This is a genomic window from Salinisphaera sp. (assembly GCF_002729955.1).
Classification (GTDB): domain Bacteria; phylum Pseudomonadota; class Gammaproteobacteria; order Nevskiales; family Salinisphaeraceae; genus Salinisphaera.
In genome coordinates this window covers 17,988-41,732 of sequence record NZ_PBYA01000008.1, presented here as the reverse complement: position 1 = coordinate 41,732, position 23,745 = coordinate 17,988, and the positions used below count along the sequence as shown (strand labels likewise).

General features: G+C 62.5%; 21 protein-coding genes. 8 read left to right on the top strand and 13 right to left on the bottom strand.

What is annotated here, in order from left to right:
* Window positions 1–9 precede the first annotated feature (9 nt).
* From CMN27_RS02360 to CMN27_RS02350, 3 genes are all read left to right on the top strand, one after another.
* Window positions 10–579, top strand: coding sequence for a hypothetical protein (locus tag CMN27_RS02360; RefSeq protein ID WP_293623799.1), 570 nt, complete (start codon window positions 10–12; stop codon window positions 577–579).
* Window positions 580–652: 73 nt separating this feature from the next.
* Window positions 653–2,041: a HEPN domain-containing protein gene (locus tag CMN27_RS02355; RefSeq protein WP_293623798.1), complete on the top strand. Its 1,389-nt coding sequence runs from the start codon at window positions 653–655 to the stop codon at window positions 2,039–2,041.
* Between the two features lie 119 nt (window positions 2,042–2,160).
* The gene (locus CMN27_RS02350; RefSeq protein WP_293623797.1) at window positions 2,161–2,748 is read left to right on the top strand and encodes a hypothetical protein; all 588 of its coding nucleotides are present in this window, start codon (window positions 2,161–2,163) and stop codon (window positions 2,746–2,748) included.
* 159 nt (window positions 2,749–2,907) lie between these two features.
* On the opposite strand, the gene CMN27_RS02345 is transcribed toward CMN27_RS02350, so the two are convergent.
* From CMN27_RS02345 to CMN27_RS02305, 9 genes are all read right to left on the bottom strand, one after another.
* Window positions 2,908–3,702 (bottom strand): hypothetical protein, encoded by a 795-nt coding sequence (locus CMN27_RS02345; protein WP_293623796.1) that lies wholly within the window; start codon window positions 3,700–3,702, stop codon window positions 2,908–2,910.
* Between the two features lie 218 nt (window positions 3,703–3,920).
* Window positions 3,921–5,039 carry an aspartate-semialdehyde dehydrogenase gene (gene asd / locus CMN27_RS02340; RefSeq protein ID WP_293623795.1) on the bottom strand — a complete coding sequence of 373 codons (1,119 nt, stop codon included), beginning with the start codon at window positions 5,037–5,039 and terminating at the stop codon, window positions 3,921–3,923.
* Between the two features lie 156 nt (window positions 5,040–5,195).
* A complete protein-coding gene (locus CMN27_RS02335; protein WP_293623794.1) occupies window positions 5,196–5,654 on the bottom strand; it encodes a GNAT family N-acetyltransferase in 459 nt (152 codons plus the stop codon).
* Between the two features lie 54 nt (window positions 5,655–5,708).
* The gene (locus CMN27_RS02330) at window positions 5,709–6,368 is read right to left on the bottom strand and encodes a DUF480 domain-containing protein (RefSeq protein WP_293623793.1); all 660 of its coding nucleotides are present in this window, start codon (window positions 6,366–6,368) and stop codon (window positions 5,709–5,711) included.
* A 390-nt stretch (window positions 6,369–6,758) separates the two neighbouring features.
* A complete protein-coding gene (locus CMN27_RS02325; RefSeq protein WP_293623792.1) occupies window positions 6,759–8,201 on the bottom strand; it encodes an esterase-like activity of phytase family protein in 1,443 nt (480 codons plus the stop codon).
* 34 nt (window positions 8,202–8,235) lie between these two features.
* Window positions 8,236–9,114: a hypothetical protein gene (locus CMN27_RS02320; protein WP_293623791.1), complete on the bottom strand. Its 879-nt coding sequence runs from the start codon at window positions 9,112–9,114 to the stop codon at window positions 8,236–8,238.
* A gap of 362 nt (window positions 9,115–9,476) precedes the next feature.
* The gene (locus tag CMN27_RS02315) at window positions 9,477–11,075 is read right to left on the bottom strand and encodes a sodium:solute symporter family protein (RefSeq protein ID WP_293623790.1); all 1,599 of its coding nucleotides are present in this window, start codon (window positions 11,073–11,075) and stop codon (window positions 9,477–9,479) included.
* A 22-nt stretch (window positions 11,076–11,097) separates the two neighbouring features.
* Window positions 11,098–11,244 (bottom strand): hypothetical protein, encoded by a 147-nt coding sequence (locus CMN27_RS02310; protein ID WP_006913053.1) that lies wholly within the window; start codon window positions 11,242–11,244, stop codon window positions 11,098–11,100.
* A gap of 24 nt (window positions 11,245–11,268) precedes the next feature.
* Window positions 11,269–12,489, bottom strand: a complete 1,221-nt coding sequence (locus CMN27_RS02305) for a Zn-dependent hydrolase (protein ID WP_353222705.1) — start codon at window positions 12,487–12,489, stop codon at window positions 11,269–11,271.
* A gap of 203 nt (window positions 12,490–12,692) precedes the next feature.
* Between CMN27_RS02305 and CMN27_RS02300 the strand changes: the two genes are divergently transcribed.
* Complete coding sequence (locus CMN27_RS02300; RefSeq protein ID WP_293623788.1) at window positions 12,693–13,658, top strand: LysR family transcriptional regulator; 966 nt, start codon at window positions 12,693–12,695, stop codon at window positions 13,656–13,658.
* 5 nt (window positions 13,659–13,663) lie between these two features.
* Here CMN27_RS02300 and CMN27_RS02295 read toward each other — a convergent pair whose 3' ends face one another.
* Genes CMN27_RS02295 through CMN27_RS02280 form a run of 4 tightly spaced genes read right to left on the bottom strand, consistent with a single transcriptional unit; the run spans window position 13,664 to window position 19,781 of the window.
* A complete protein-coding gene (locus CMN27_RS02295) occupies window positions 13,664–14,014 on the bottom strand; it encodes a TraR/DksA C4-type zinc finger protein (RefSeq protein ID WP_293623787.1) in 351 nt (116 codons plus the stop codon).
* 55 nt (window positions 14,015–14,069) lie between these two features.
* The gene (locus tag CMN27_RS02290) at window positions 14,070–15,014 is read right to left on the bottom strand and encodes an LD-carboxypeptidase (RefSeq protein WP_293623786.1); all 945 of its coding nucleotides are present in this window, start codon (window positions 15,012–15,014) and stop codon (window positions 14,070–14,072) included.
* Window positions 15,004–18,507 carry a YhaN family protein gene (locus tag CMN27_RS02285; protein WP_293623785.1) on the bottom strand — a complete coding sequence of 1,168 codons (3,504 nt, stop codon included), beginning with the start codon at window positions 18,505–18,507 and terminating at the stop codon, window positions 15,004–15,006. The genes CMN27_RS02290 and CMN27_RS02285 overlap by 11 nt, the downstream gene beginning before the upstream one ends.
* The gene (locus CMN27_RS02280) at window positions 18,504–19,781 is read right to left on the bottom strand and encodes a DNA repair exonuclease (protein ID WP_293623784.1); all 1,278 of its coding nucleotides are present in this window, start codon (window positions 19,779–19,781) and stop codon (window positions 18,504–18,506) included. Before CMN27_RS02280 ends, CMN27_RS02285 begins: the two co-directional genes overlap by 4 nt.
* A 107-nt stretch (window positions 19,782–19,888) precedes the next feature.
* Between CMN27_RS02280 and CMN27_RS02275 the strand changes: the two genes are divergently transcribed.
* From CMN27_RS02275 to CMN27_RS02260, 4 genes are all read left to right on the top strand, one after another.
* Window positions 19,889–21,001, top strand: a complete 1,113-nt coding sequence (locus CMN27_RS02275) for a DUF1615 domain-containing protein (protein WP_293623783.1) — start codon at window positions 19,889–19,891, stop codon at window positions 20,999–21,001.
* 135 nt (window positions 21,002–21,136) lie between these two features.
* A complete protein-coding gene (locus CMN27_RS02270) occupies window positions 21,137–21,973 on the top strand; it encodes a transporter substrate-binding domain-containing protein (protein ID WP_293623782.1) in 837 nt (278 codons plus the stop codon).
* A gap of 9 nt (window positions 21,974–21,982) precedes the next feature.
* A complete protein-coding gene (locus CMN27_RS02265) occupies window positions 21,983–22,804 on the top strand; it encodes an amino acid ABC transporter permease (protein ID WP_293623781.1) in 822 nt (273 codons plus the stop codon).
* Between the two features lies 1 nt (window position 22,805).
* Complete coding sequence (locus CMN27_RS02260) at window positions 22,806–23,561, top strand: amino acid ABC transporter ATP-binding protein (protein WP_293623780.1); 756 nt, start codon at window positions 22,806–22,808, stop codon at window positions 23,559–23,561.
* The last annotated feature ends 184 nt before the right edge of the window (window positions 23,562–23,745 follow it).

Sequence of the window (23,745 nt, the reverse complement as noted above, 5' to 3'; positions counted from 1 at the left end):
TATTAAGTAATGAGTATCAATAATGAAGAAGAACTAGCAGAGGCGGTAGCTGAAGCGGGCCGACTGGTTCAGGAGATACAAAATTACGTGGGTCGAGATTTCAGCCGACCCGCAAAACTGAGGTTCCCTCGCGGGTATCTTCGAACCGCTAGTCAAGCCCGTCGCAGGGTCGCGTTCCTAAACGATAGACAACTGCAAAGTAATATCGCCTACACGCTCCAATTGGCCGACGTTCAACATTGGCTGCTTGTCAGAACTGACCTTTCCGGTATGGCGAAGGAAATGGTCATCAAGATGCAAATATTCTTACTAGGAACCGTCATCGAGAGCATCACCAAGGTTTACCTGCGTGGTACCTGTGGTGGCAACTTCAAACGTAGAACAACCTTTTTATTGCAAGAAGGGTACATAAGCGAAGACCTTCAAATCGATATTGAATGGATCTGGGATCTTCGTAACAACATGCATCTATTCCAGCTCGAAGACATCGAATGGTCTTCGGAAGACTACACGGTCGCTAATCATAATCGCGCCGTTCGGGCGTTTCGGGAGCTTTTAGATGCTTTGTCGGCAAGCTAACGATACGCTGCAGTTGATGTCCGCTGTCGCGGCCACAACTGAGCTTTGGCGTTAGATTTTATAAGGGGGAATCGTGAGAATCACTGAGCAATACATAAGAGCGGGATACTTTTGGTTGCCGGATGAGCCTGATAAAAAAATCCCTGGGACGCTAACAATATCTGACGGCGGAGAGATAGAGCTCGAAGTAGTTGGTTTATTCGACGAGAGCATCGACGCACTTAATGGCAAGGACGACCTCAGTAGGATTGTTGGCCACGTAGAAAAAGACGGGCTAGTAACATTAGAGAACTGCTTCTATAGAAAAAAGAACATAGCATTCGGAAACATTGCCAAATCGCTTATCCATGTGAATAAAGCTTTTTGCGCCGTCGCATACGATAAAGACGAAAACGTGACGTTCAATACTATGTCGTTTTCGATTGAGGGGCTTGATGAATGGATTGGTATTTCTGGAATAACTGTGTCGTATGGCAGTGATTACAGAACAGCGACTATAGCCTACGTGCCCCAAGACGAAATGGTTTTTTCTCTAACTAATGGGTTCAACTTACACATATGCTTCGGCTATACGCTACCGGGATTCCCAAGTACGACCGAGGCGAAAATAACCCAACGAGCGTATTTCAAATTGTCGTCCGAGGAGCCTAGGGAATTTGGAGAATTCGTAAGCGTACTCCACCAAATAACATACTTTATTTGTTTCGCGGTGGACGCAACCGTCACTATTAGGGACGTATCGGCAACCTCAAACGAAATTTTGAGAGAGATTTCTGAGGATAAGAAGATGCCGGTGAGCATAAAGGTGTACTACCCGAGTCTCCCATTTTCAGAGTCTACGCCAAAAATCGATGCTCATAGAATGTTATTCAGATTTAGCAATATTCAACAAGATGCTGAGTCGATATTTAATAGCTGGCTTACCGCATACCAAATCATTAGACCAGCGCTTGGATTGTATTTCTCGGCAGTATCCGGAACTCATAAGTATTTAGACGGCAAATTTCTAGCGCTGGCACAAGCTCTAGAAACGTATCACAGAAGAACATCTTCAGAGACCCTCATGGCGCCTAATGAATTCAGACGTCTTGTTGCTAAATCACTATGGTCTTGTCCCAAAGAGCATAGGAAATGGCTAAGAAATCGAATATATTATGGGAACGAAATAAGTCTTGGCCAAAGAATAAAACGGATCATAGATCCATATAAATCTCACATCGGGAATAACAAGCAGCGAAGTAAACTGATTAGAGCCATTGTGAATACCAGGAATTATCTGACCCACTACACAGAGGCGCTTGAAAGCAAAGCAGTCAGAGGCAGAAACCTTTGGCTTACCTGTCAAAAAATGGAAGCGATCTTTCAACTTCAATTACTCCAACAACTGGGCTTTTCCGAGGGAGCAATTCAGGGAGTTTTAGCGAATAATTATAAGCTTAAGCAAAAGCTCGATGAAATCTAACCAAACGCTGCAGTTGACCGCCCAAAGCGCTACCGCGCTCCGGGTTCCCTCCGCAGGCTTCGCCTGCTCCGGCGGCAACTGAGCTTAGGCGTTGGGCACCATATTGATCGGGGGGATGAATGAAAAATTATGTAGTCTATTTTTTAGTGGCTGTCGTAAGTCTTTCGATTGGCTATTTTGCCGGCCGTGAACATATTAAGTACGAGATGCGCTCCGCGTTTAGTGCGGCGGCAGAAAGTTTCTCGACGGGGTTCCGATCGAAACGACACTCGGGAAAGGAGGCAGCCGACCGCAAGCAGGATGCTATAGAGGCCGACAAATCGGTAAACGAAGAAAACCAGAAGAAGTCGAAATATGCGGCGGAATTTTTAGACCTTTACGATTTTTCCGCTGAGTACAGAGACTCGATGTTGGATGGAAAAGTGCCAGGCGTTCTCTTCAAGATAAAGAATAACGGAGATCGAACACTTTCTCGAGTCGAGGTGACGGTCTATTTTAGCGACGCACAAGGAAATGTAATCGCAGAAGAAGACTACACTCCCGTGTTAGTTAGCGATTACTCTTTTTCTGGTGACAATAAGCCGCTCAAGCCGGGATATATCTGGCAAATGGAACGCGGAAAATTCTACTCGGCGAAGAATGTACCAAGCGAGTGGCAAGACGGTAGCGCAAAAGCTGCCATAACCAACATAGAGTTTGCCGAGTAAATAGGGATGCCCAACAAGTCGCTGCAGTTGACCGCCCAAAGCGCTGTCGCGCTTTGGGTTCCCTCCGCGCTTCGCGCTCCGGCGGCAACTGAGCTTCGGCGTTGGGATCGGTTCGGGGACAGTATATTTAACTCCATACGGCTGACGGAGATTGACCCCTCAGGCAGCACACCCCACCGCTGACGCCTCATCAAACAAACCCGCATCCAACCACTTCAAACTCCCAATCCATAACCCCGCATAATCCACGCCGATTTGGCGGTTGACCAAGTGAAGCTTCGGGCGACTGGCGTCGAACAGAATCAATCGATTAACCGGCCCGGCCACGGCCGAGATCAGCTCTAAGAACGTGGGATCGGTGATCAGGTCGCGATGACGCCGCGCCAGCGGGCGCAGGATGTCGTGGACGAGATGCCAGGTATCCGAGTAGGTCGGATCGCGCATCGGCAGGGTAAAGCTGCCGTTGTGCATGAGATACAGGCCGGGCTCGATCTCGAACGGATGGGCGTTGCAGGCGTTGACGTCGCCATGGGTCCGCCGGCGCAGGTGAATAGCCAGCTCGGAATCGGTATGCGAGCGCAGAAAGTCGATGGTGCGCGCGGCGTCGACATCCACATGACGTTCGAGCACGGTGTCGCCGTCGGCGGTATGGCCCATCACGCCCCAGCCGTCGGCGTTGTGAAGCGCCGCCGATTGGATGATCGGCTCGGGGACGGCGACGCCGGCGGGTTTGTGGATCAATACGCACATCGTTGTTGTTCTCCCAGTGGCCGGCGCCTGGATCAGGCTGAATTGTTGGCCTACCGTTTCGTGCACACGCCGCAATGCTGAATAGTCATCGCGAGGCGCCCGAAAAGCTTTAAGGGAATATAGAGCAGGTTGTATATTCCTAAAAAATATTGATTTGCGATATTGATATGCAAAGAAGCGATAAAGGCGGCGGCGTAGAAACATCGCAATCTCGATTGCTTCTGGCGCAATGCACGCCCCCGCATGATGAACAACGCCGCCGACGACGAGCTGGCCGATCTCGGCCGCTGCGCGCTGCTGGGCCAGAACGCGGAGTCAACGTCTTAGTCGTGACGCAATGCAGGCACCAGGCATAAAAAAGCCGGCCAAGCGGCCGGCTTTCTTGCGTTACGAGCGGGGCCGAAGCCCGGTCGTGTCCGCTATCAGTGGCGCTCGCGCACGATGTTGAGCATGCGGCGGATCGGCTCCGCGGCACCCCAGAGCAGCTGATCGCCCACGGTGTAGGCGGCAAGATACTCGTCGCCCATGGCCAGCTTGCGCAGGCGCCCGACCGGGATCGACAACGTGCCGGACACGGCCGTGGCGGTGAGCTGTTCCAGCGTGGCTTCCTTTTCGTTGGGCACGACCTTCACCCACTCGTTATGGGCCGCGATGCGCTCTTCGATTTCCTCGATGGAGACGTTCTTCTTGAGCTTGATGGTGAACGCCTGGCTGTGACAGCGCATCGAGCCGATGCGAACACACAGGCCGTCCATCGGGATCGGGTTGCCCTCGAGGCCGAGGATCTTGTTGGACTCGGCACCCGCCTTCCATTCTTCCTTGGACTGGCCGGTTTCCTCGATGAGCGTATCGATCCAGGGCAGGGCGGAGCCGGCCAGCGGATAGCCGAACTGGTCGACCGGGAAGTTCGGGTCGCGCATCTTCGCGGTCACGTCGCGGTCGATATCCAGAATCGCCGAGGAGGGCGTGTCCAGCTGATCGGCGACGGTGTCGCGCAGCTGGCCCATCTGCACCAGCAGCTCGCGCATATGCTGCGCGCCCGAGCCGGAGGCGGCCTGATAGGTCATCGCCGACATCCATTCGATCAGGTCGGCTTCGAACAGGCCGCCCAGGCCCATGAGCATGAGGCTGACCGTGCAGTTGCCGCCACAGAAGGTCTTGGTGCCGCGATCGAGGTTCTTTTCGATCACGTCGCGGTTGACCGGGTCGAGCACGATGGTCGAGTCGTCGGCCATGCGCAGCTTGCTGGCGGCATCGATCCAGTAGCCGTCCCAGCCGGCGTCGCGCAGCGGCTGGTACACCTCGCCGGTGTAGTCGCCGCCCTGGCAGGTCATGATCACATCCATGGCCTTGAGCGCATCGATGTCCTTGGCGTCCTGAAGCGCCGGCACGTCCTTGCCGATGTCCGGACCGGCCTGGCCAGCCTGCGACGTGGAGAAAAACACCGGCTCAATGCCGTCGTAATCATTTTCCTCGAGCATGCGCCCCATGAGCACCGAGCCCACCATGCCGCGCCATCCAACGAACCCTACTTTAAGCATGCTTTAGCAACCTTTTCTAAGCGTGATTGATACACGTTTGTGCTTGGACATCAGTTTAACGTGAATCGCCGGGCTTGGCCGGCCATGGTCGAAATGGGCGGCCCGACCGATTGTCCGCAATATGAAACAGCGCGGCAGCCGCGGGCGGGGCGGCGCTCAGAACTTCCACTGATACATGATGAAGTCGCTCGAGCTGCCGGTGTATTTGTCGTAGAAGGCGCGGCCGCGATAGTTGTAGTGCTGCGTGAGCCAGCGAAATACCGGCCAGCCGCGATCCTCGGCGGTCTGGCGCATGAACTCGAACAGCGCATCGGCCACGCCCGCCCCGCGCTGGCGCGGATCGACGAACATGTCGTCGAGAAAGCCCATCATCTTCCCGGACAATGGGCGCGGGCATTCGCGGATATGAATCAGGCCGACCGCGCTGCCCTCGGCGTTCCACGCCAGATAGCCTTCGAGCACATGCGCCGGGTCGGTCAGCCAGCGCCATACTTCGTCTTCGATCCCACTATTGATGTCCGCCTTGTAGAAGACCGCGTAGCCGCGAAACAACGGTCGCCAGGCGTCCTTGTCTTCGGCTGTGATGGGTTTAACCGTGATGTCGCCGTTCGACATGATCTGCTCCCGGTTCGTGGATCGTCTTGTCTGGTCGGCCGATTGGCCGGCGTCTTAGTCGTGTTCGCCGAGCCGTTGACGCAGTTCGGCGTTTTCGGTCTCGAGTTCGCGGATCCGTGCTTCCAGTTCCGCGATACGTCCCTGGGACGCGCCGCCATCGCCACGGGCCGCGGCGGCCTTCTGGGCATGGGCGGCGATATCGACCGGCCCGCACAGCTGGTGCATGAGCTCGGCTTCCTTGCGTCCGGGCGTGCGTGGCAGCTGAACCAACAGGGCATGCTCGTCGTCGCCCATCAGGTCGGCCACGGCTGCGAGCACGGCGGCATTGTCGTCAAAGGTATGCAGCCGGCCGCTACGGGCGCGCAGTTCGCCCGGCGTTTGCGGGCCGCGCAGCAGCAGGAGCGTGAGCACGGCGTACTGGCCCTTGGAGAGCTGCAGGTCGTTGTAGGTGGTGTTGCACAGGCGCTGCTTGTACTTCTCCACGCCGTTCTTGAAGTTCTCCTCGATATGCACGAGGCTGCGATCGCGCAGGGCGCGGGCGGCCCGTTGCACCTCGGCCGGCTTGAGCGCCATGACCGGTTCCCGCGATGATTTCTGGTTGGCCGCATTGGTCAGCGCGTTGAGCGTGAGCGGATACTGATCCGGCGTGGTGACGGCCTTTTCCATCAGGCAGCCGATCACGCGGGCTTCGGTGGCGGTCAGTTGGGGCAGCATGAATCTCTCGCAACGTGGGAAATCGACAGCGCGCAGGCGCTGCCAAGAGTCTAACGCGCGCGACACGATTCGCTGTCCGCGATCTGCATAAACTAGCGATCGCAACGCCTTGATAAGCGTGCCTGACATCGGCGAGCAGGTCCTGGCGTTCGCGGCCGGGCCGCGCGCCGATAGCGCACAGGCGACTCGACTCACGTAGAGCGTGCTCGTAGCGACGGCTATCCGGGCGGGGCTTGCATCCGTGCACGCGCGAGCCGCGCTTCGCGGCTCAGATAGCGGTCGAGATGCCCTCGACCCAGTGCCGCAGCGACCACTGCGTCAGCGCTCTCGTCGTAACAGGGGCCGGCCTGCGCATCTGCAACAGGCCGGCCCTGGCCGTGTTTACAGGCCCTATTTGACGGACAGGTCCGCGGGCACGATGTAGAGACGGTTGCCGTCGATAGTGTTGCTGTCGAGCATCTTTTGCTCCAGCTCGCCGCTGTCCGTGGACCAGGTGGCGAAGTCATCGTCGTTGAGCACGCCCAGGGTGTTGCTGTCGATCACCCAGAGGCCTTCCATCTTGTCGTGGGGGTAGCTCACCTGGGCCACCATATCCACTACCAGCTGTTTGTCCACGGGCAGGATATTGTAGGCGGCCAGGCCGGCCCAGCCGTCTGCCTGGACCACTTCTTCCAGCGTCTTGCCGTCGATGGTCAAGCCCAGTTCGGCGTCCTGGCTTAGCTCGCCGCCGGTGGCGATGGTTTCCAGATTGGTGCCTGTGCTCAAATCGATACGAAAAACCGTCTTCTGGGCGGCGGGATTGGCCGCTGCGGGGCCATCCGGACCGCCATACAGGAAGCTGCCGTCCCGTTCGAGTAACAGGAACTGGGTGGCGCTCAACGCCGCCAGCTCGGAGTTGGAGTTCTGGTTTTTTTCCTGCTTGTACAGGTATTGACCGACGCTGCCATCGTCCAGATTGATGGTCACGATACGGGTCATGTCCAGGTCACGGACGCTCTTGCCCGGGTTATCCATGGTCGACTGCATGACGCCCACAAGGGTTTTCTCGTCCGGGGTGATGGCCAGACCCTCCATGCCGCGGTTGGCACGGCGATTGGCGAACTCTGCCGGCAGGGTGTAATCGTTACGCTCGTCATCGGCGAACGGGTTGATCCGGCCTATTTCCTTGCCCTCGGCATCGAAATGCACGATGTGCGGGCCATACTCGTCGGATACCCAGAAGGAGCCGTCGCTGAGCGCCACCAGGCCTTCGCCATCCAGCCCGTAATCGTCCAGGCGCAGCGGGTTGGTTTCGGCGTCATAGGGCTGGGTCGGGTTTTCCAGTACCGGGGAGCCATCGGCGTTGTAGGGCGTCTCTCCGGTGCCGCCCAGCGCGCTGCTGTTAGGCAGGCCGGTGATCAGGGTGCCATCCGGGCGCTTGAGCAGAATGGTATCGAGCAGCACCACCTTGCCCTCGGCGGTGACTTCATAGTGCCCGATGCGGGGCGTGTAATCCGCGGTGGGGAATTTCTTGCCCTTGCCCTGGCTGCCGGTGAAGCTGGCATTGGGGCCGCGATCGGTGAGCGCATAAAAACGGCGGTTGTCGGCCGGGTCGCCGGTCATGGCGGAGCCGAAGCCGCCGTTGCGTACTTCGAAGGGTTGCTGGGTGTTGGCATCGATCAAATCGGAGCGCAGCACCGTGTAGGGTAGGGCCACGCCTTGCGCCGGGAAATTGTCGGTCGGCGAGGTGGGCGACGTGCCCGTGTCGGTGTCGCCGTTACTTGACGAGCTATCACTACAACCGGAAAGCAGAGCGGCGGCGACGGCCGAGGCGATCAGGGTTTTATTGAACACGGCAACGTTCCTTGCGATTTTTCAGGACGGGACTTCAGGGCTGACAGAAAGTGCTGTCGTACTGATAGACGAATGCGGTTTTGGTCTGGCCGTCGGGCTCCACCCAGTCGCTCAGGCCACGCAGGGCATCGAAAGCCTGCCGGGCACGATTCACGACCTTTCGGGTGTAGTCCGCGGATGGGTCTTCATATTTGAAGGAAATCTCGGCCACTGCCGGTGCCTGGTTGCCGGACGGGGTGCCGGCATACCAGAGCGTGATGCTGATCTCGCCGTCGTGCTGGCCCAGATCGATATCCACATTGCGGTAAACGCGCTCGGTCACCGTCAGATCACCGACCACTGACAGGGCCAGATCGTCATCCAGGCCGTAGTCATCCTCGAAGCCGGGAAAATGCGCATGGATATCGTTCATGCGATTGAGCTTGCGGCCGTTAGGCGCCTTGGTGGAATGGCTGTACACCACCTTGAACGGCATGTCGCTGGTGGCGCCGACATCCGCTTCCAGTTTGCTGTCCGCGCCCTTGGTGCTGGAGGAAAGATCCTCGAAATCGGCGATGTAGCGATCCGGACTGCGAAATTTCAGTGTCACTTCGGAGTTGCCGTTTTCCAGGCGCTCGCGAAAACTGTAGCCGAGCTGATCGAGTACGCAGGAACCCGCGGTGTCGAAAAAACGCACCTGTCGGTCATGGTCCAGGGTGGCGGTGCCTGTGACGGAGCGGTCGATGGCATCTTCGATAGCCGGTTTGGCTGCTTGCATCAGGTTCAGTACATCACTTTGTTCGTTCTGGTACTGGAACCGGCTGGCATCGAGAATCAGTTTGTACTCGCGCGAAATCACATCCGGGTTGGCCTGCACCGGCATTGCGCTCAGCACGACCAGCAGCCCCAGACCACTGGCCAGAAAAATTTTCATTGTGATCGCCCCCCAGCCTGCAGGAATCCTGCAGCGCAAACTGCGACGCGATTCTAGGAAGCGAAAATGACGCGTTGATGACCGACGCTTGAAAAGCGCGCCGTTCCGGTCCGCTCAGCGGCTCGGGACCGCGGTTCGGGTGGGCGCAGGCCAATGGCCACGCCGCCGCCGGGGTCGGTGTCGATGTGCGAAAGGCGTGATCGGCGGCGTACGCCGCGGGACGGCCAGCATGGGCCGTCGCGCAGGTCGTGTTCAGAAGCGCAGCGCAACTGCGGACCGAATCAAGGCTGTGCCGGTCCGGCGTCTGATTAGCCGCCCAGCGGATGCTGCGCTGGGATCCGGATCAGGCGACGTGCCCCTTTTTACAGACCGAGCTGGACGAAGAAATAGCCCCACAGGCCGGCCGCGATCACCAGCATGGCAATGAGCGCCATCCACACGCGACGATATTCGCGAATCAGCGAAGCGCCGCTGGCATCGTCGGCCAGAAAGCGGCCGATGGTGATCTCGGACATGCGCTGGCCCTTCATTTCCTCGAAACGCTCGATTTCATAGCCGCTGGGCTTGAAGGTCAGACACATCACGACGAGCGTGACCGTGCCCAGGGCAAAGGCCATCATCAGGTTGTCGATGCCTGCCGGATAGCTGATCAGCCCGTGGCGTTCCAGCTCGCCGAGCAGGATGAAGCTGATCGAGCCCACCAGCATGCAGGCCAGTACCGCCGGCGCGCTGGCGCGGCGCCATTTCATCGCGGCGACAATCGTCGGCAGCCAGGCCACGGCGAAGATGGAACCGGCATAGATCGATATCCAGTAGATGCCGGCCGGCCGCGCGATGGCGATCACGCAGACGATAACGGATACGATCACCTGCGAAATACGCCCGGCGAGGACGCTGCGTTTTTCGTCGAGCTTCTTTTCGAACAGCTTCTCGTAGAGATCGCGTGCCAGGGCAAAGCCGGTGAGCACGAACAGCGTGGAGGCCGTGGACATGATCGAAGCCATCAAGCCGGCCAGGCCCACGCCGGCCAGCACCGGATTGGTGTGGTCCATGAAGCCCACGATCATGGCGCGGTCGGCCGGCTCGATACCGGGCTGGATCACCTGCATGGCCGAGGCCGCGAGATACACCATCAGCTGCATGGCAGGGGCGAAGAACACGCCGATGATGGCGACCTTGAGGATCACGAAATCGTTCTTGGCCGGGAACACGCGTGAAACCAGCGCCGGCGTACAGGCAAAGAACAGAATCCAGACCAGGAACTGCGAGATCGACCAGCCGATGCTGCGCCCGTCCGCGCCGGCCAGGGTCCAATAGCCCGGCAGGCTGTCGCTCAGGCCCCGCAGGTTTTCCATGCCGGCCTGGCCGATGAGCAAGGGCGAGATCACGAAGGCGATCGCCAGCATGGTGAAGAACATCATGGTGTCGGTATAGACCACGCCGTACATGCCCGACAGGCTGCAGAAGATCATCAACGCGAAGGTGAAGGCGATGATGATGGCCGGAAACGGCACGTCGATGATCTCGGCCAGCACCAGGCCGGCCCCGATGAGCTGGATGATGCCGTAGCCGAGCAGGCCGATCACCATGAGAATGAGCGCGACCACGCTCACCCACTTGTTGTTGAAGCGCCGGTCGAAGAAATCCATCATCGTCCGGCATTCCATGGCCTTCATCTTGCGCCCGATCCAGACCACTGCGATGAGCGTGCCCAGCCACGCGCCGAACGAGCCCAGCGCGCCGATGACCAGCGGCCCTTCGCTATAGGAAATACCGGCAATGCCCATCAGCGTGACCGCGCTCAGAAAGGTTGCGGCCAGGGTGCCGGTAAGCAGCAGGGTCGAGCCCTGCTCGCCCATGACATAGAAATCGTCGCGGTTCTTGATGAAACGGGTCAGCCCGGCCGCCACCAGCACATAGGCGGCGAGCACGGCGATGAATATGGTCAGCGTAATGTTCATGATTGCTCCCCCGAATATGCGCCTAGCGCTTGTCGCTGCGTTCTCGCTTGAGACGCAGAATGGTCGGGCGGTATTCACGCAGCAGGATCGCGCCCACCACCACACAGCAGATCACCGTGGTCAGCAGGGCATTGCCGAACAGCATGAGAACGTAGGGTTTGAAATCCATGGGTTTTCTCTCGGTTGCGGTGCGCTAGACGCGCCCGGCCCGGGCCAGGGCCGCGTTGACGAGCACGTCGGCAGCACGTTTGGCGTGTTCGGGCTCGATGGACTCGGCCTCGTGATGGCTCAGGCCATCGGCACAGGGAATGAACACCATCGCGGTGGGACAGTGCCGGGCCAGGTGGAAGGCATCGTGGCCGGCGCCGCTGATGATGTCCTGCCAGGCACAGCCGAGCGCTTTCGCGGCATCGCGCACATGGCCTACGCAGGTGTCGTCGAAGGGCAGCGCCGGGCTGCGCCAGTGCAGCGACAGTTCGTGCTCCACGCCGCGCGTTGGCAGTCGCTCGGCGAGGCGTTCGCGAATGCGGTCGATGGCGGCATCGACCACGGCATCCGCGGGGTGGCGCAGGTCGAGGGTGAATGCCACATCCGCAGCGATGGTATTGCGCGAGCCGTGGTCGACATGGCATTCGCCGATCGTGGCCAGCAGGCCGTCGACGCCGGCGACATGGTCTTCGATGGCGGCCATCGCCTCGGCGGCCGCGAACATGGCGTCGCGGCGTACCGGCATGGGCGTGGTGCCGGCATGGCCGGCCTTGCCGGTCAGGTGTACGTCCAGCCAGCGAATCGCCTGGCCGCCGGTGACCACGCCAATGGTCTTGTCGTTGTCCTCGAGTACCGGGCCCTGTTCGATATGCGCTTCGAAATAGGCATCGAATGGGCGGGCGAGGGGCGTATCGCCGGCCTCGCCGATGATCTGCAGGCTGTCGGCAATGCGTTCGCCGTGGGTGTCTTCGCGTGCCAGCCCGTCGTCGAGCGCCAGGGCGCCGGTGAACACCGACGAACCCAGCATGGCGGGCGTGAAGCGGGCGCCTTCTTCGTTGGTCCAGTTCGCGATTTCGATCGGCGCACGGGTCTGGATATTGTTTTCGTTGAGCGTGCGTACGGCTTCGAGGGCGGCCAGCACGCCGAGTACGCCATCGAAACGTCCGCCCTTGGGCTGGGTATCCAGATGGCTGCCGATCACCACCGGCGGGCCGTCCGCTTGCCCGGCCCGGCGCGCGAACAGGTTGCCGATGGCATCCCGCGATACGCTCAGGCCTTCGGCCTCCGCCCATCGCACGAACAGTGCCCGGCCGGCGGCATCTTCGGCGGTCAGCGCCAGCCGGCTGCTGCCGCCGTTGGCAGTGGCGCCGATCTCGGCCATCGCCATCAGGCTGTCCCACAGTCTTGGGCCGTTGGTTTCGAGCATAAGCGTGTTGAACTGGTAAAAACGGAGCGCGCTTGAAGGCGCGTCGGCCGGCGTGCGCTCGAGCACCACGGTAGTCATGGGCTTGGCGCAGACGCCTGATCGTGTCTTTTCATCTAGCGGTAATAACCGCGCATCAGTCAAAGCACGCGATATTATCTGTATTATTAGTCTGGCTAATAATTGCACCGGCTCGGATGCTGACAATGGCCGATCGCTCGAACAAGAAGTCGCTATCCGCAGGCGAGCACGGGTCACGCGATCTGGCGGCCCGGCTGGACTGGAACCTCATCCGTACGTTTCTGGTGGTGGCCGACGAGCTCAATCTCAGCCGCGCGGCGGAACGGCTGTTCGTCACCCAGCCGGCAGTCAGTCAGGCGCTCAAACGGCTACAGGGTCAGCTGGGCTATGCGCTGGTCCAGCGCCGCGGTCCGCAGATCGCGCTGACCGCCGCCGGCGAGGAAGTACAACGAATCGCGCGTGGCGTGTTCGCCGATGTATCCAGCCTGGAAATGCCGGCACGGGCTGCGACAGATCAGGTGCTGGGGCGGGTGAAACTGCTCACCGTCAGCCGCGTGCATTCCCAACGCTACAACGATTTTCTGGCCGATTTTCATCGCCGCTATCCGCGCGTGGAACTGGAGGTCGAGGTGCTGCGCGGCCACGACGTGCTCATGGCAATTCGCCAGAACACGGCCTCGTTCGGGCTCGGGCTGTGCCGGCTCGATACGCCGTCGGTCGAACGACGGCTGATCGTGCCGCAGCGCTATGCCCTGTTCTGTGGTCGCCCGCATGCCCTGTATGCCCGCCGCGAAGTCGAGGTGTCGCGACTGCTGCACGAAGATCTGGTGACCTTCACCGGCGATTATCTCGGCGACACGCTCTCGCCGCTCACGCTGTTTCGCGAACACCACGGGTTTCAGGGGCGGCTGGCTGCCTCGTCGTCGAATCTCGAAGAAGTCTGCCGACTGATCATGTGCGGCTATGGCATCGGCTTTCTGCCGGAAGACGCGTTCCGCCGCGAAACCGAGGCCGGCATGCTGCGCAAGCTGCCGCCTGAAGAGGGGCTGGCGGATGTCGATATTCATCTGCTGTGGAACAGCGAGCGCCCTATGCGGGCCGCGGAGACGGTTTTTCGCGACGAACTGCTGGCTGCATTCGACCGCGACTAGCGGCGCTATTCGCGGGCGGCGGCACAGTCCAGACAGCGCAGCGTGGTGGGGTCGTGCGCGAGTCGGGCCGGGGCGATCGGCTCGTCACAGTCCAGGCAATAGCCGAAATCGGCGCTGTCGAGCCGTTTGCGCGTGGCGGCCACGCGTTGCAGCGTCTGGTTCGCCCGGTTGCGGGCCGCGCGGCTCATCGCCTGCGCCTGCATGGCGTCCATACGCGACAGGCGTCCCTGACGGGTCTGGTCCAGTTCTACTGCCGTGTCGGCATCGCGGCTCTCGTCGAGATAGGCACGGGCCTCGGCCTCGAGCTCGTCGAGCCGCGCTTCGAGACTTTCACGCGAGGGGGCCGCATTGCTCATGGCGCCAGTCTGATCCAATCGCGGCACGCCGCAAAGACGCTACGCGGCCCGAGCTTCAGAGGCCGCCGATACGCAGGCGATTGGCGTCGATATGGGCACGGGCGCCGTAGCGCCAGGCGTGATTGACGCAGCCGTGGCCGACCGGGGCGTCGGAATACAGGGCGATGCCGCGCGCGTTCGTGTATTCGGCGACGATCTCGACCAGCGAATCCATGCCGCAGGCCAGGGTACAGCGCTCGAAGCGCCCGAGAACGAGGGCCTTCACGCGGCGCGTATCGATCGAGTCGAGCAGCTGTTGCAGACAGCGTTCCAGCCGGAACTCGGCCTCGCCCACGTCTTCGAGCAAAAGGATGGCGTCGTCGTTCAGCGTCAGCGCAGACGGCGTACCGGCCACGCTGGCCAGCGTGGTGAGATTGCCGCCGACCACGCGCCCGGCAAGCGCTTCCGCCGGGCCGCCGTGATAGGCCAGCGGCCATTCGCTGACTTCGTGCTGCAAACAAGCCGCCAGCGACGCCATCGAGGCCGCCCGCGCCTGTTGCTCGGCCGGCGTTGCGCCGGGCAGGGCCAGCTCGGTGGCCACCGAGGCATGAATCGCGGCGCGCTCGTGGCGGGCGAATGCGGCCAGCAACAGGCTCATATCCGAATAGCCGACCAGCGGCACATCGCGCGGAATGCGTTCCCAGTCGATCGCCTGTACGAACTGGGCGCTGCCGTAGCCGCCGCGCAGACACCACACGGCATCGACTTTCGGCCATTCGAAGGCGGCCTGCAGGTCGGCTAGGCGATCGGCGGCGGTGCCGGCGAGATAGCGGTGATGGTCCCGGGCGTGGCTGCCCAGCAGGGCCTCGACGCCCGCTGCCGCAAGTACGGCGAGCGCGGTATCGATGCGTTCATCCTTGACGCCGCCGGCCGGCGCGATCAGCGCGATGCGCATGCCGGCAAGCGGTCGCAGCGCTTCGACAAGCGCGGCCGATGGTTCAAGCGTGGGTTTACAGCTCATGGGTTTGTACGCGATCGCCCAGCTTTTCTGCAGCCATGTCGCGCAGATGCTGATGGTGGGTGAAGAACAGGACCTGGGTTTTTTCGGCCAGGCCGGCCAGCACGTCGAGGCCGGCCAGGGCACGCTCGTCGTCGAAGTTGATGAACAGATCGTCGGCGACCACCGGCAGGGGCGCGGCACGCTGCAGATAGTCCTCGATCGCGGCGATACGCAGGGCCAGATAGAGCTGGTCGCGCGTACCTTCGCTCATGCCGGCAGGGCGTACGTGCGAACCGTCGGCGCGTACGCCCACGATCTGCAGCTCGTCGCGCTCGTCGAAGTCGCCAGCCAGGCGTTCGAAGGCGCCGCCGGTGAGCTGGTTCATGAGCGCGGAGCCGCGTTCGATGAGCGGGCGCTGCTTGTCCATGGCATAGCGCTGGCCCGCCCATTTGAGCAGCAGGGCCGCGGTGCCGACCCGCAGGTAACGTTCGGCGGCGTCCTGCATGTCGGCGAGGGCGGTCTGGCGTTCCGCCGCGGCGGTCACGGCGCGATCGTCGCCGCCGATGGCCTCGAAATCGGCGCGGGCTTCGTTGCGGGCGTCGCGGGCCGGGCCCAGTTCGTCGTCCACGTCCTCGAGCTGATCGGCCAGGGCATCGATCTGTTCGCGCAGCGAATCGAGATCGCTGGCCTCGACTGCGGCGATGAGATTGTCTACCGCCCGGCCATCGCCCTGTTCGGCCAGGGTGTCGGCGGTGGCGGCCTGTTCGTCTGCCAGCGCCCGGCGGCGTTCGGCACGCGTGATGACGCTTTCGAGCGCCTGGGCATCGGCGACCCCCGCCTGTCGACAGAGGGCGTCGATACGACGCTGGGCCTCGGCTCGGGTGGCCTCGTGCTCGGCGATCTGTTCGCCCTGGCGTTGGCGATCGCTTTGGCGGGTCTGTAGCCGGTCGTGGCGGCTCTGGGCGTCGCGTAGCGCAGCGTTGAGTCGCTGCACGCTCTGCTCGGCGGCTTCGTTTTCGTTCGCGGTTCGGCCCGTGGCGTCGAGTACCTGTGCCAGCCGCTGTTCGAAACGCTGGCGGCGTTCGACGAGATCGGCCTGTTCGGCGGCCAGATCGCGGCTGGTACGGGCATGCTCACGCGCGCTGTCGAGCACGTCGAGGGCGGCCCGGCCGGCGTCGGCGTCCAGATGCGCGTCCAGACCAAGTTCGGCAAGAGCCGCGTGCCAGCGTTGCTGCCAGTCGTCCAGCGCGGCTTCGGCCGTCCTGTGTTCGCTAAGCAACGTATCGATACGGCGGGCGTAGTCGCCGCGTTCGCGTTCGATACGCCGGCGTTCGTCGCTGCGGCGTTTTTCGCGTTCGACTGTCTGGCGGGCCTGTTCGATCAACACCGCCAGGGCGGTGTGGGTCGATTTGTCGCCATGACCGAGCAGCTCGAGGAGCTGTATGCGCTGCGCGTCGATACGCGCGGCCAGATCGTCGCGGGCGGCGACGGCTTCGATACGGTCGGCGCGTGCCGTAAGCAGGCCGTCGCGGCGGTCGAGCCAGTCCCGCATCGCGGCCGGGCTGGCGGGCTCGATATCGGCCGACAGCCACAGGGCTTTCCATTCGGTTCGCAGCCCGTCGAGACGGGCCCTGGCGTCGTCTCGACGTGTTGTCGCCTGTTCGAGCGCCTGTTCGCGTTCGGCCACGTGGCGCTGGCGTTCGGCGTCCTGGGCAATGGCTTCGGCCCGGTCGAAACGGGCATCGGCCAGTTCGTCGGCCGCCTGCGTGCTGCGCTCGAAGGCAGACACCGGGTTCTTTTCGCTGGCCTTGTCGAGTGCCGGCGTTTCGGGCTGGTCGAACAGATCCGGTTCGCGCTTTTCGACATAGCGCCGGCGTACGAGCTGCCAGCAGGCATCGCGATGCGAACGGCTCGATTGCAGCGCCTCGATACTCGGCAGTGCCTCGTCGGCGCGGCGGCGGGCCAGGGCATCGCGGGCGCGTTCGACCTCGTCGCTCAGTTCGTCGAGGCGTTGCTGATGACGCTTGTGCGCCTCGCTGGCGTCGGCGAGCTCGGTCTCGAATTCATCGACGCGCTCGCGAGCCGGCACCGCCAGGCCGGCCAGCGTGTCGCTGTCGCTCACGGCCGGTTTCAGGGCGGCCAGGCGACGTTCGATATCGCGATCCAGCCGGTCGACGTTCGCCTGGACGCTGCGCAGCTCGGCTTCGAGATCGCCTTCGCGGGTGGTGGCGGTCAGCCATGCCTCGAGCGCGGCGGTATCGCGGCTATCGCCCAGCGATTGCAGCTCGTCGGCCAGCCGTGCGTCGGCTTCGCGGGCGTTTTGGAGGTTGTTCGTCGCATGCGCGACGCTCTGGCGAAGCGTGGCTTCGTCGGTGGCGATACGCCGGGCCTGGGCGAGGGCGGTGGCGCTGGGCCAGGGCGTATGCTCGTCCTGCCAGCCCAGCTCGGTGCGATCGCGGTCCAGCGCCTGGGTCAGCCGGGCGCGTTCGCGTTCGATTTCGGCGATGCGCTCGCGGTCGGTGGCGATCTGGCCGCGCTGCTCGGCCAGGCGCTCGATGGTGTCCCCGGCCTCGCGCAGGGCGGGTTCGTCGACCAGCGTTTCGATTTCGGCATCGATGGCTGCGATCTGATCCTGGATGGAGGCAATCGCGATGCGGCTGGATTCGAGCGTCTGGCAGGCGCGCTCGAAGGCCGGCCGGGCATCGACATCCAGATCGGGCGTTTCTTTAAGCTCGGCGAGTTCGGCTTCGATCTCGCGATAGCGGCGCGCCGGGCGGGCGACGCGGCGAATACGTTCCAGCTCGAGACGTTGGTGGTCGAGCGCGCGACGGCGTTCGGCGAGCTGTTCGTAGTGTGCTTCGGCGGCGTCGAAGGCCTCGCGGCGGCGCTGCCAGTCGCCGACCGTGACTTCGTGTTCGCGAATATCCGCGTCGGCCGTCTTGAGCCGGGCTTCGGCCTGATAGTAACGACGGTTCTGGGAGGCGTTGGGCGCCCAGAGCCCGTCCGCCTCGGCCACCAGGGCTTCGCGTTCGGCGAGCACGTCCGCCAGCCCCGAGCCGGCCGAAAGCAGGGCGGTATCGGCGTTGGCATCGGCCGCGGCCAGGGTTTCGCCGCCGGCGCGCAGGCCTTCATGGTCGAGGCTGAACATGCGGGTGAAAAACGCCCGATCCGCGCCCGCGAGCTGGCGGTCCAGCTCGGTTTCCAGCGTGTTAGCGGGCCCGCCCTCTGCATCGAGCAGCGTGTTCTTGCGGCCCTTTTTGCGGATCGCCTCGATCTCGGCTTCGCCGGCCTCGATACGTGCACCGATACGCAGGGCGTTGTAGGCATGCACGAAGTTGAGTTCGGTCTGGGTCGGAAAACCGAACAGGAAATCGCCGATCGCGCTGCGGGCAGTGGATTTGCCCGCCTCGTTGGCGCCGAACACGAGTTGCAGGTCGGTCGCGCCGCGTACGAAGACCAGCCGGCGGTCGGTGAAATGACCGTAGGCGAGAAGATCGAGTTGCGCGAACCTCACGGCGCGCTCTCGTCGGCGGCCAGGCGCGAGAGCAGATAATCGCCGGCCCCGTCGATCAGGGTCGCCGTATCGCCGTCGATGGCCGCACGCAGCAGTACGTCGTCGGCGTGTTCGCGTATCTCGTAGGGGAGGCGTTCGGCCAGGCGGCGAATATCCTTTTCGATCATCGCCCGAATATCGGGGTCGTCGACGGCTTCGTCGAGCAGACGCAGCATTTCGCCCAGCGCATCCTGGCGTTCGCGCCGGGTGGCGGCATCGAGTGCGGGCGTGGTCGCCAGTTTGATCTTTTCGACATAGACCTGGGCGGCGCCCAGCCCGGCGGCCGCAGTTCGTGCTTCGGCCAGCAGGCGTTCGGGCGCGGCCGCGAGTTGGTCGTGCAGGGCAGTGGTGCCGGTCAGGCGTAGGCGTACCGCCAGAAGACGCCCCGCGACGTCGTTCGCGCCGTTTTCGATCGCCCGGCGCATGGCCGCAATCACGTCGTTGAAGTCGTCGGCGGTGGCGATGTCCACCTCGCTTTCGGCCCAGCGGGCGACATCGCAATGAATGGCGTGCAGCTCGGCCACGCGACCGTCTTCCACTACCACTTCATAGGCGCTCTTGGCTCCGGTTTCGCGAATGGACCGGCCCTGGAGATTGCCCGAGAACACCACATGCGGGTGTTCGGCCAGCACCTCGGCGGCGTGCACGTGGCCCAGCGCCCAGTAGTCATAGCCCTTGGCAGTGAGTTCGTCGAGCGAGCAGGGCGCATAGTTGGCGTGACCGCCACGCCCGCCCAGGCCCGTATGCAGCACGCCGATATTGAAGTGCTCGGCAACCGGTGCGGGGTAGCCGGGCACCAGATTGTCGGTGACCGCGCGCTCGGCATAGCTTGTGCCGTGAACGGCCACGTCGAGATGTTCGAGCACGCTGGTTTCAGCGTCTTCGTGCGAGAACACGTGCACGTTGTTCGGCAGCGACAGGCTGCGCGTCATCTGGTTCTGGGCGTCGTGATTGCCGTGGATCAGATACACCGGGATCGACGCGCTGGCCAGGCGGTGCATCTGGCGCACGAAGAACACGCCGGTCTGGTAATCGCGCCAGTCGCCGTCGTACACATCGCCGGCGATAATCACGAAATCCACCGCGCGTTCGATCGCCGCGTCAATGAGCGCGGTCAACGCTTCCCGGGTGGCCAGGCGCAGCCGCTCGGCGACCCCGGGCACATCCTCCGAAAGCCCGCGCATGGGGCTGTCGAGATGGATATCGGCGGCATGGATGAAGCGAAACGAGCGCAAGGACGAAAGCGTGATGACGAAACAGGTGGGTGCATCTTATCCCGCACGCGGGGCAGGCCCAACGCCCGTGTTCGCATAAAACCCAGCGCTCGGGCAGAGTCGCGCTCATGTCGAGTGTCGTTGCTACCCGCGCGCTGCGCGCAGTCGTTGCCGTGAACCTGTTGTGGCTGGCCGGCTGTGCCGCGCTGCGCCCTACCGAGATGCCCCGCCGGCCGCCCGCCGAGGTGCGCGCCGAGCTGGTGTCGCGCATGCCCGCGAGCGTGGACGATCGCGCCGGCTGGGCAGCCGATATCGAAACCGCTTTCGCCGCGCAGAATATCGAGGCGTCGAGCTCGAATCTGTGTGCGACGCTGGCGGTGATCGCCCAGGAGTCGTCGTATCGCGCCGCGCCGGTGGTGCCCGGTCTTGCGCGCATCGCCCGCGGCGAGATCGAACGGCGGGCGGCAGCCGCGCATATACCCGATTTTCTGCTCGACAAGGCCCTGGGGCTGGAGTCCGCCAACGGCCAGACTTATGACGAACGCCTGGCTACGGTACGTACCGAAAATGATCTGAACGATCTGTTCGAGGAATTCATCGACCGCGTGCCGTTGGGCAGCACCCTGTTCGGCGGCTTCAACCCGGTGCAGACGGGCGGGCCGATGCAGGTGGCGATCGATTTCGCCGAAGACCATGCCGAGGACTATCCCTACGCCGATGCCGAGTCGGTACGCGAGGAAGTGTTCAGCCGCCGCGGCGGGCTGTATTTCGGCATCCTCCATCTGCTGGGCTATGAGGTCGATTATCCGAGCCCGCTCTATCGCTTTGCCGACTACAACGCCGGCTGGTATGCCAGCCGCAACGCGGCGTTTCAGCGGGCGGTAAGCCAGCTCACGGGCACCGATCTCGCCCTCGACGGGGATCTGATCTCGTACCGGGCGTTCTCGATCAGCAACACCGAACGGGCCACCAAGTCGCTGAGCGATCGTCTGGAGATGGATGAAGGCCCGATCCGTCGCGACCTCACCAAGGGCAGCGGCCCCAACTTCGAGCAGACGCGGCTCTATCAGCGTGTCTATGCGCTGGCCGATACCCAGGCGGGCGAACGGGTGGCGCGGGTAATCCTGCCCGGTATCGAGCTCGAAAGCCCGAAGATCACCCGCAACCTCACCACCGCCTGGTTCGCCGAGCGGGTGTATTCGCGCTGGCAGGCCTGCATGCGTCAGCCGGGGGCAGGCTAGGCAATACAGACTTAACAGGCCCGCATCGGGTGCCAGCGCGTTGCGCAAAGGTCGTATTGCCGGGGTGTCCGGCCAATGTGGCAGACTCATTGCAAGGGGAATTTGACGATATAACGACACCCAACGGGGAAGTTCATGGTGATCGCTTCAACGCGCCGTCTCGGCCGCCTGGCCATACTGTTTTCTGCCGGTCTGCTGGCCTTGACGCTCTCGGCCTGCAGCCAGGACGAGGGCGCCACCGTCGACGGTATTCATCTGGTCAATGCCGACGCATTGACGGTGTGTACCCATATTCCCTACAAGCCCTTCCAGTTCACCGGCGATAACGGGGAAGTGGTCGGCTTCGACGTCGATCTGGTCGATCTTCTGGCCCAGGATCTGGGCGTGGAGACGCATGTGGTGAGCGTGGACTGGAACCAGATCACGTCGGGGGCGGTGCTCGCCGCCGGCACCTGCGATCTGGCCATGGGCGGGGCGACGATCACGCCCAAGCGGGAAGAGGCGGTACTGTTCTCGGACCCGTATTTCAACGCGACCCAGGCGCTGCTGGTGAAAAAGGGCAGCGATTACGAAAGCCTTGAAGATCTGCAAGGCAAGCGCCTGGGCACCCAGACCGATACCACCGGCGCAATCTATGCCGACAAGCACGCCGAGCAGTACGGCTATACGACCGTGGTATTCGACGATCTCGCCCTGGAAACCACTGCGGTGAGTGCGGGCAAGGTTGATGCCGCCATCAACGACAACGGGCCGCTGTATCAGTACGCAGCGGACAACCCGGATACCGAGATCGCGGCGGAATTTGATACCGGCGAGCGCTACGGCTTTCTCGCCAAAAAGGACGACGAAAACGCACAGAAGCTCATCGAGCGACTCAACGAAGCGCTGGCCAAGGCCCGGGAAAACGGCCGCTACGACGAAATCTTCAAGAAATGGTTCGGCCAGGTGCCGGGCACGATCAACGAACAATAGCCGGCTGGCATGACGACCCGGCAAGGCGGGGCGGCGCCCCGCAGGACGAGCCCGCGTATTCGGGCCCGGCGTATTCGTGCCGTGCAGTACGCGCTGCTGGTGGCGATGGTCGTCGCCGCGGCCCTGCTGGCGGACTGGGCACAGATCGGCCGGACCTTCTTCGATCCCGGCCTGATCCGCGATACCGTCATGCACGGCCTGTGGCTGGCGCTTTGGAACACGCTGGTCTATACCGCGGGCGGCTTCGTTCTGGGGCTTGTCGCCGGCACGCTGCTGGCGATGATGCGTCTGTCCGACGTCGGGCCCTATCGTTGGCTGGCCACTGTCTATATCGAGTTCTTCCGGGGCCTGCCGGCGCTGGTGGTATTCATGGCGTTTTCGTTGCTGCCGCTGGCGTTCCCCGGCCTGGCCATGCCCTTGCCGCCCTACGGCACGGTGTGGGCGGCCCTGGGCATCGTGGGTAGTGCCTATATGGCCGAAACCATTCGCGCGGGTATCCAGGCGGTGCCTCGCGGGCAGATCGAGGCGGCGCGTTCACTGGGCATGTCGGCCAGCCAGGCCATGTGGCGGATCACCCTGCCACAGGCATTCCGGATCATGATCCCGCCGTTGACCAACGAGCTGATCATGCTTATCAAAGACTCTTCGCTGGTCTTCATCGTTGGCCTGTCGGCGGCCAATTTCGATCTCACCAAATTCGGACGGGCCGCGGCCAACAGCAATGTGAATATCACGCCGCTGGTGGTGGCGGGCCTGGGTTATCTGATCATCACCCTGCCGCTGTCGATCATCGTACGGCGCATGGAAGCGGCGGCGTCACGGGGGCGGTGATATGAGCCAGGCCGAACCGCTGGTCGAAATTCGCGGGCTGAACAAGTACTTCGGCCCCAACCACGTGCTGCGCGATATCGATTTCAGCGTGGCGCGCGGCGAGGTCGTCTGCGTGATCGGGCCTTCGGGTTCGGGCAAGTCCACGTTGCTGCGCTGTGTGAATCTGCTGGAGACGCCGCAGGCCGGCACGGTTCGGGTCAACGGCCGGGAGCTGACCGACCCCGACTGCGATATCGATGCCGCACGCCGCCAGATCGGCATGGTGTTTCAGCAGTTCAATCTGTTCCCGCATCACAACGCGCTGGATAACTGCACCCTGGCGTTGACGACGGTATTGAAGAACAAACGCGAGGTTGCCGAGCGGATCGCTCGCGAAAACCTGGAACGGGTGGGGCTCGGCGACAAGCTGGATGCTTATCCGGCGCGTCTGTCGGGCGGCCAGCAGCAGCGGGTCGCGATCGCTCGGGCGCTGTCGATGGATCCGGCGCTGATGCTGTTCGACGAGCCCACCTCGGCACTGGATCCCGAGCTGGTGGGCGAAGTGCTGTCGGTCATGCGCCGCCTGGCCGCCGAGGGCATGACCATGATCGTGGTCACGCACGAAATCGCCTTCGCGCGCGAGGTGGCTGACCGGGTGGTGTTCATGGACGGCGGCGGCATTGTCGAGCAGGGCCCGCCGGCGACGCTGCTTTCTGCACCGCGCGCCGCGCGCACCCGCGACTTTCTCAAGCGCGTGCTCGTACCGGTTGCCGACTGAGCCGATTCCCGGTATACGCCGAATCGACCGGTTCGGCCTGGCCTGCAGCCTCGGCCCAAGGCTTTTTTCGACCGCTTGCCGTGCCGCCGTGGCAGCGCGCCGGGCATCGGCGCGGGCGCTCAAGTCGTACTTGCAACAGTCGATAGATACTGCTGAGTAACGCGCAGGTCGCGCAGTCAACAAT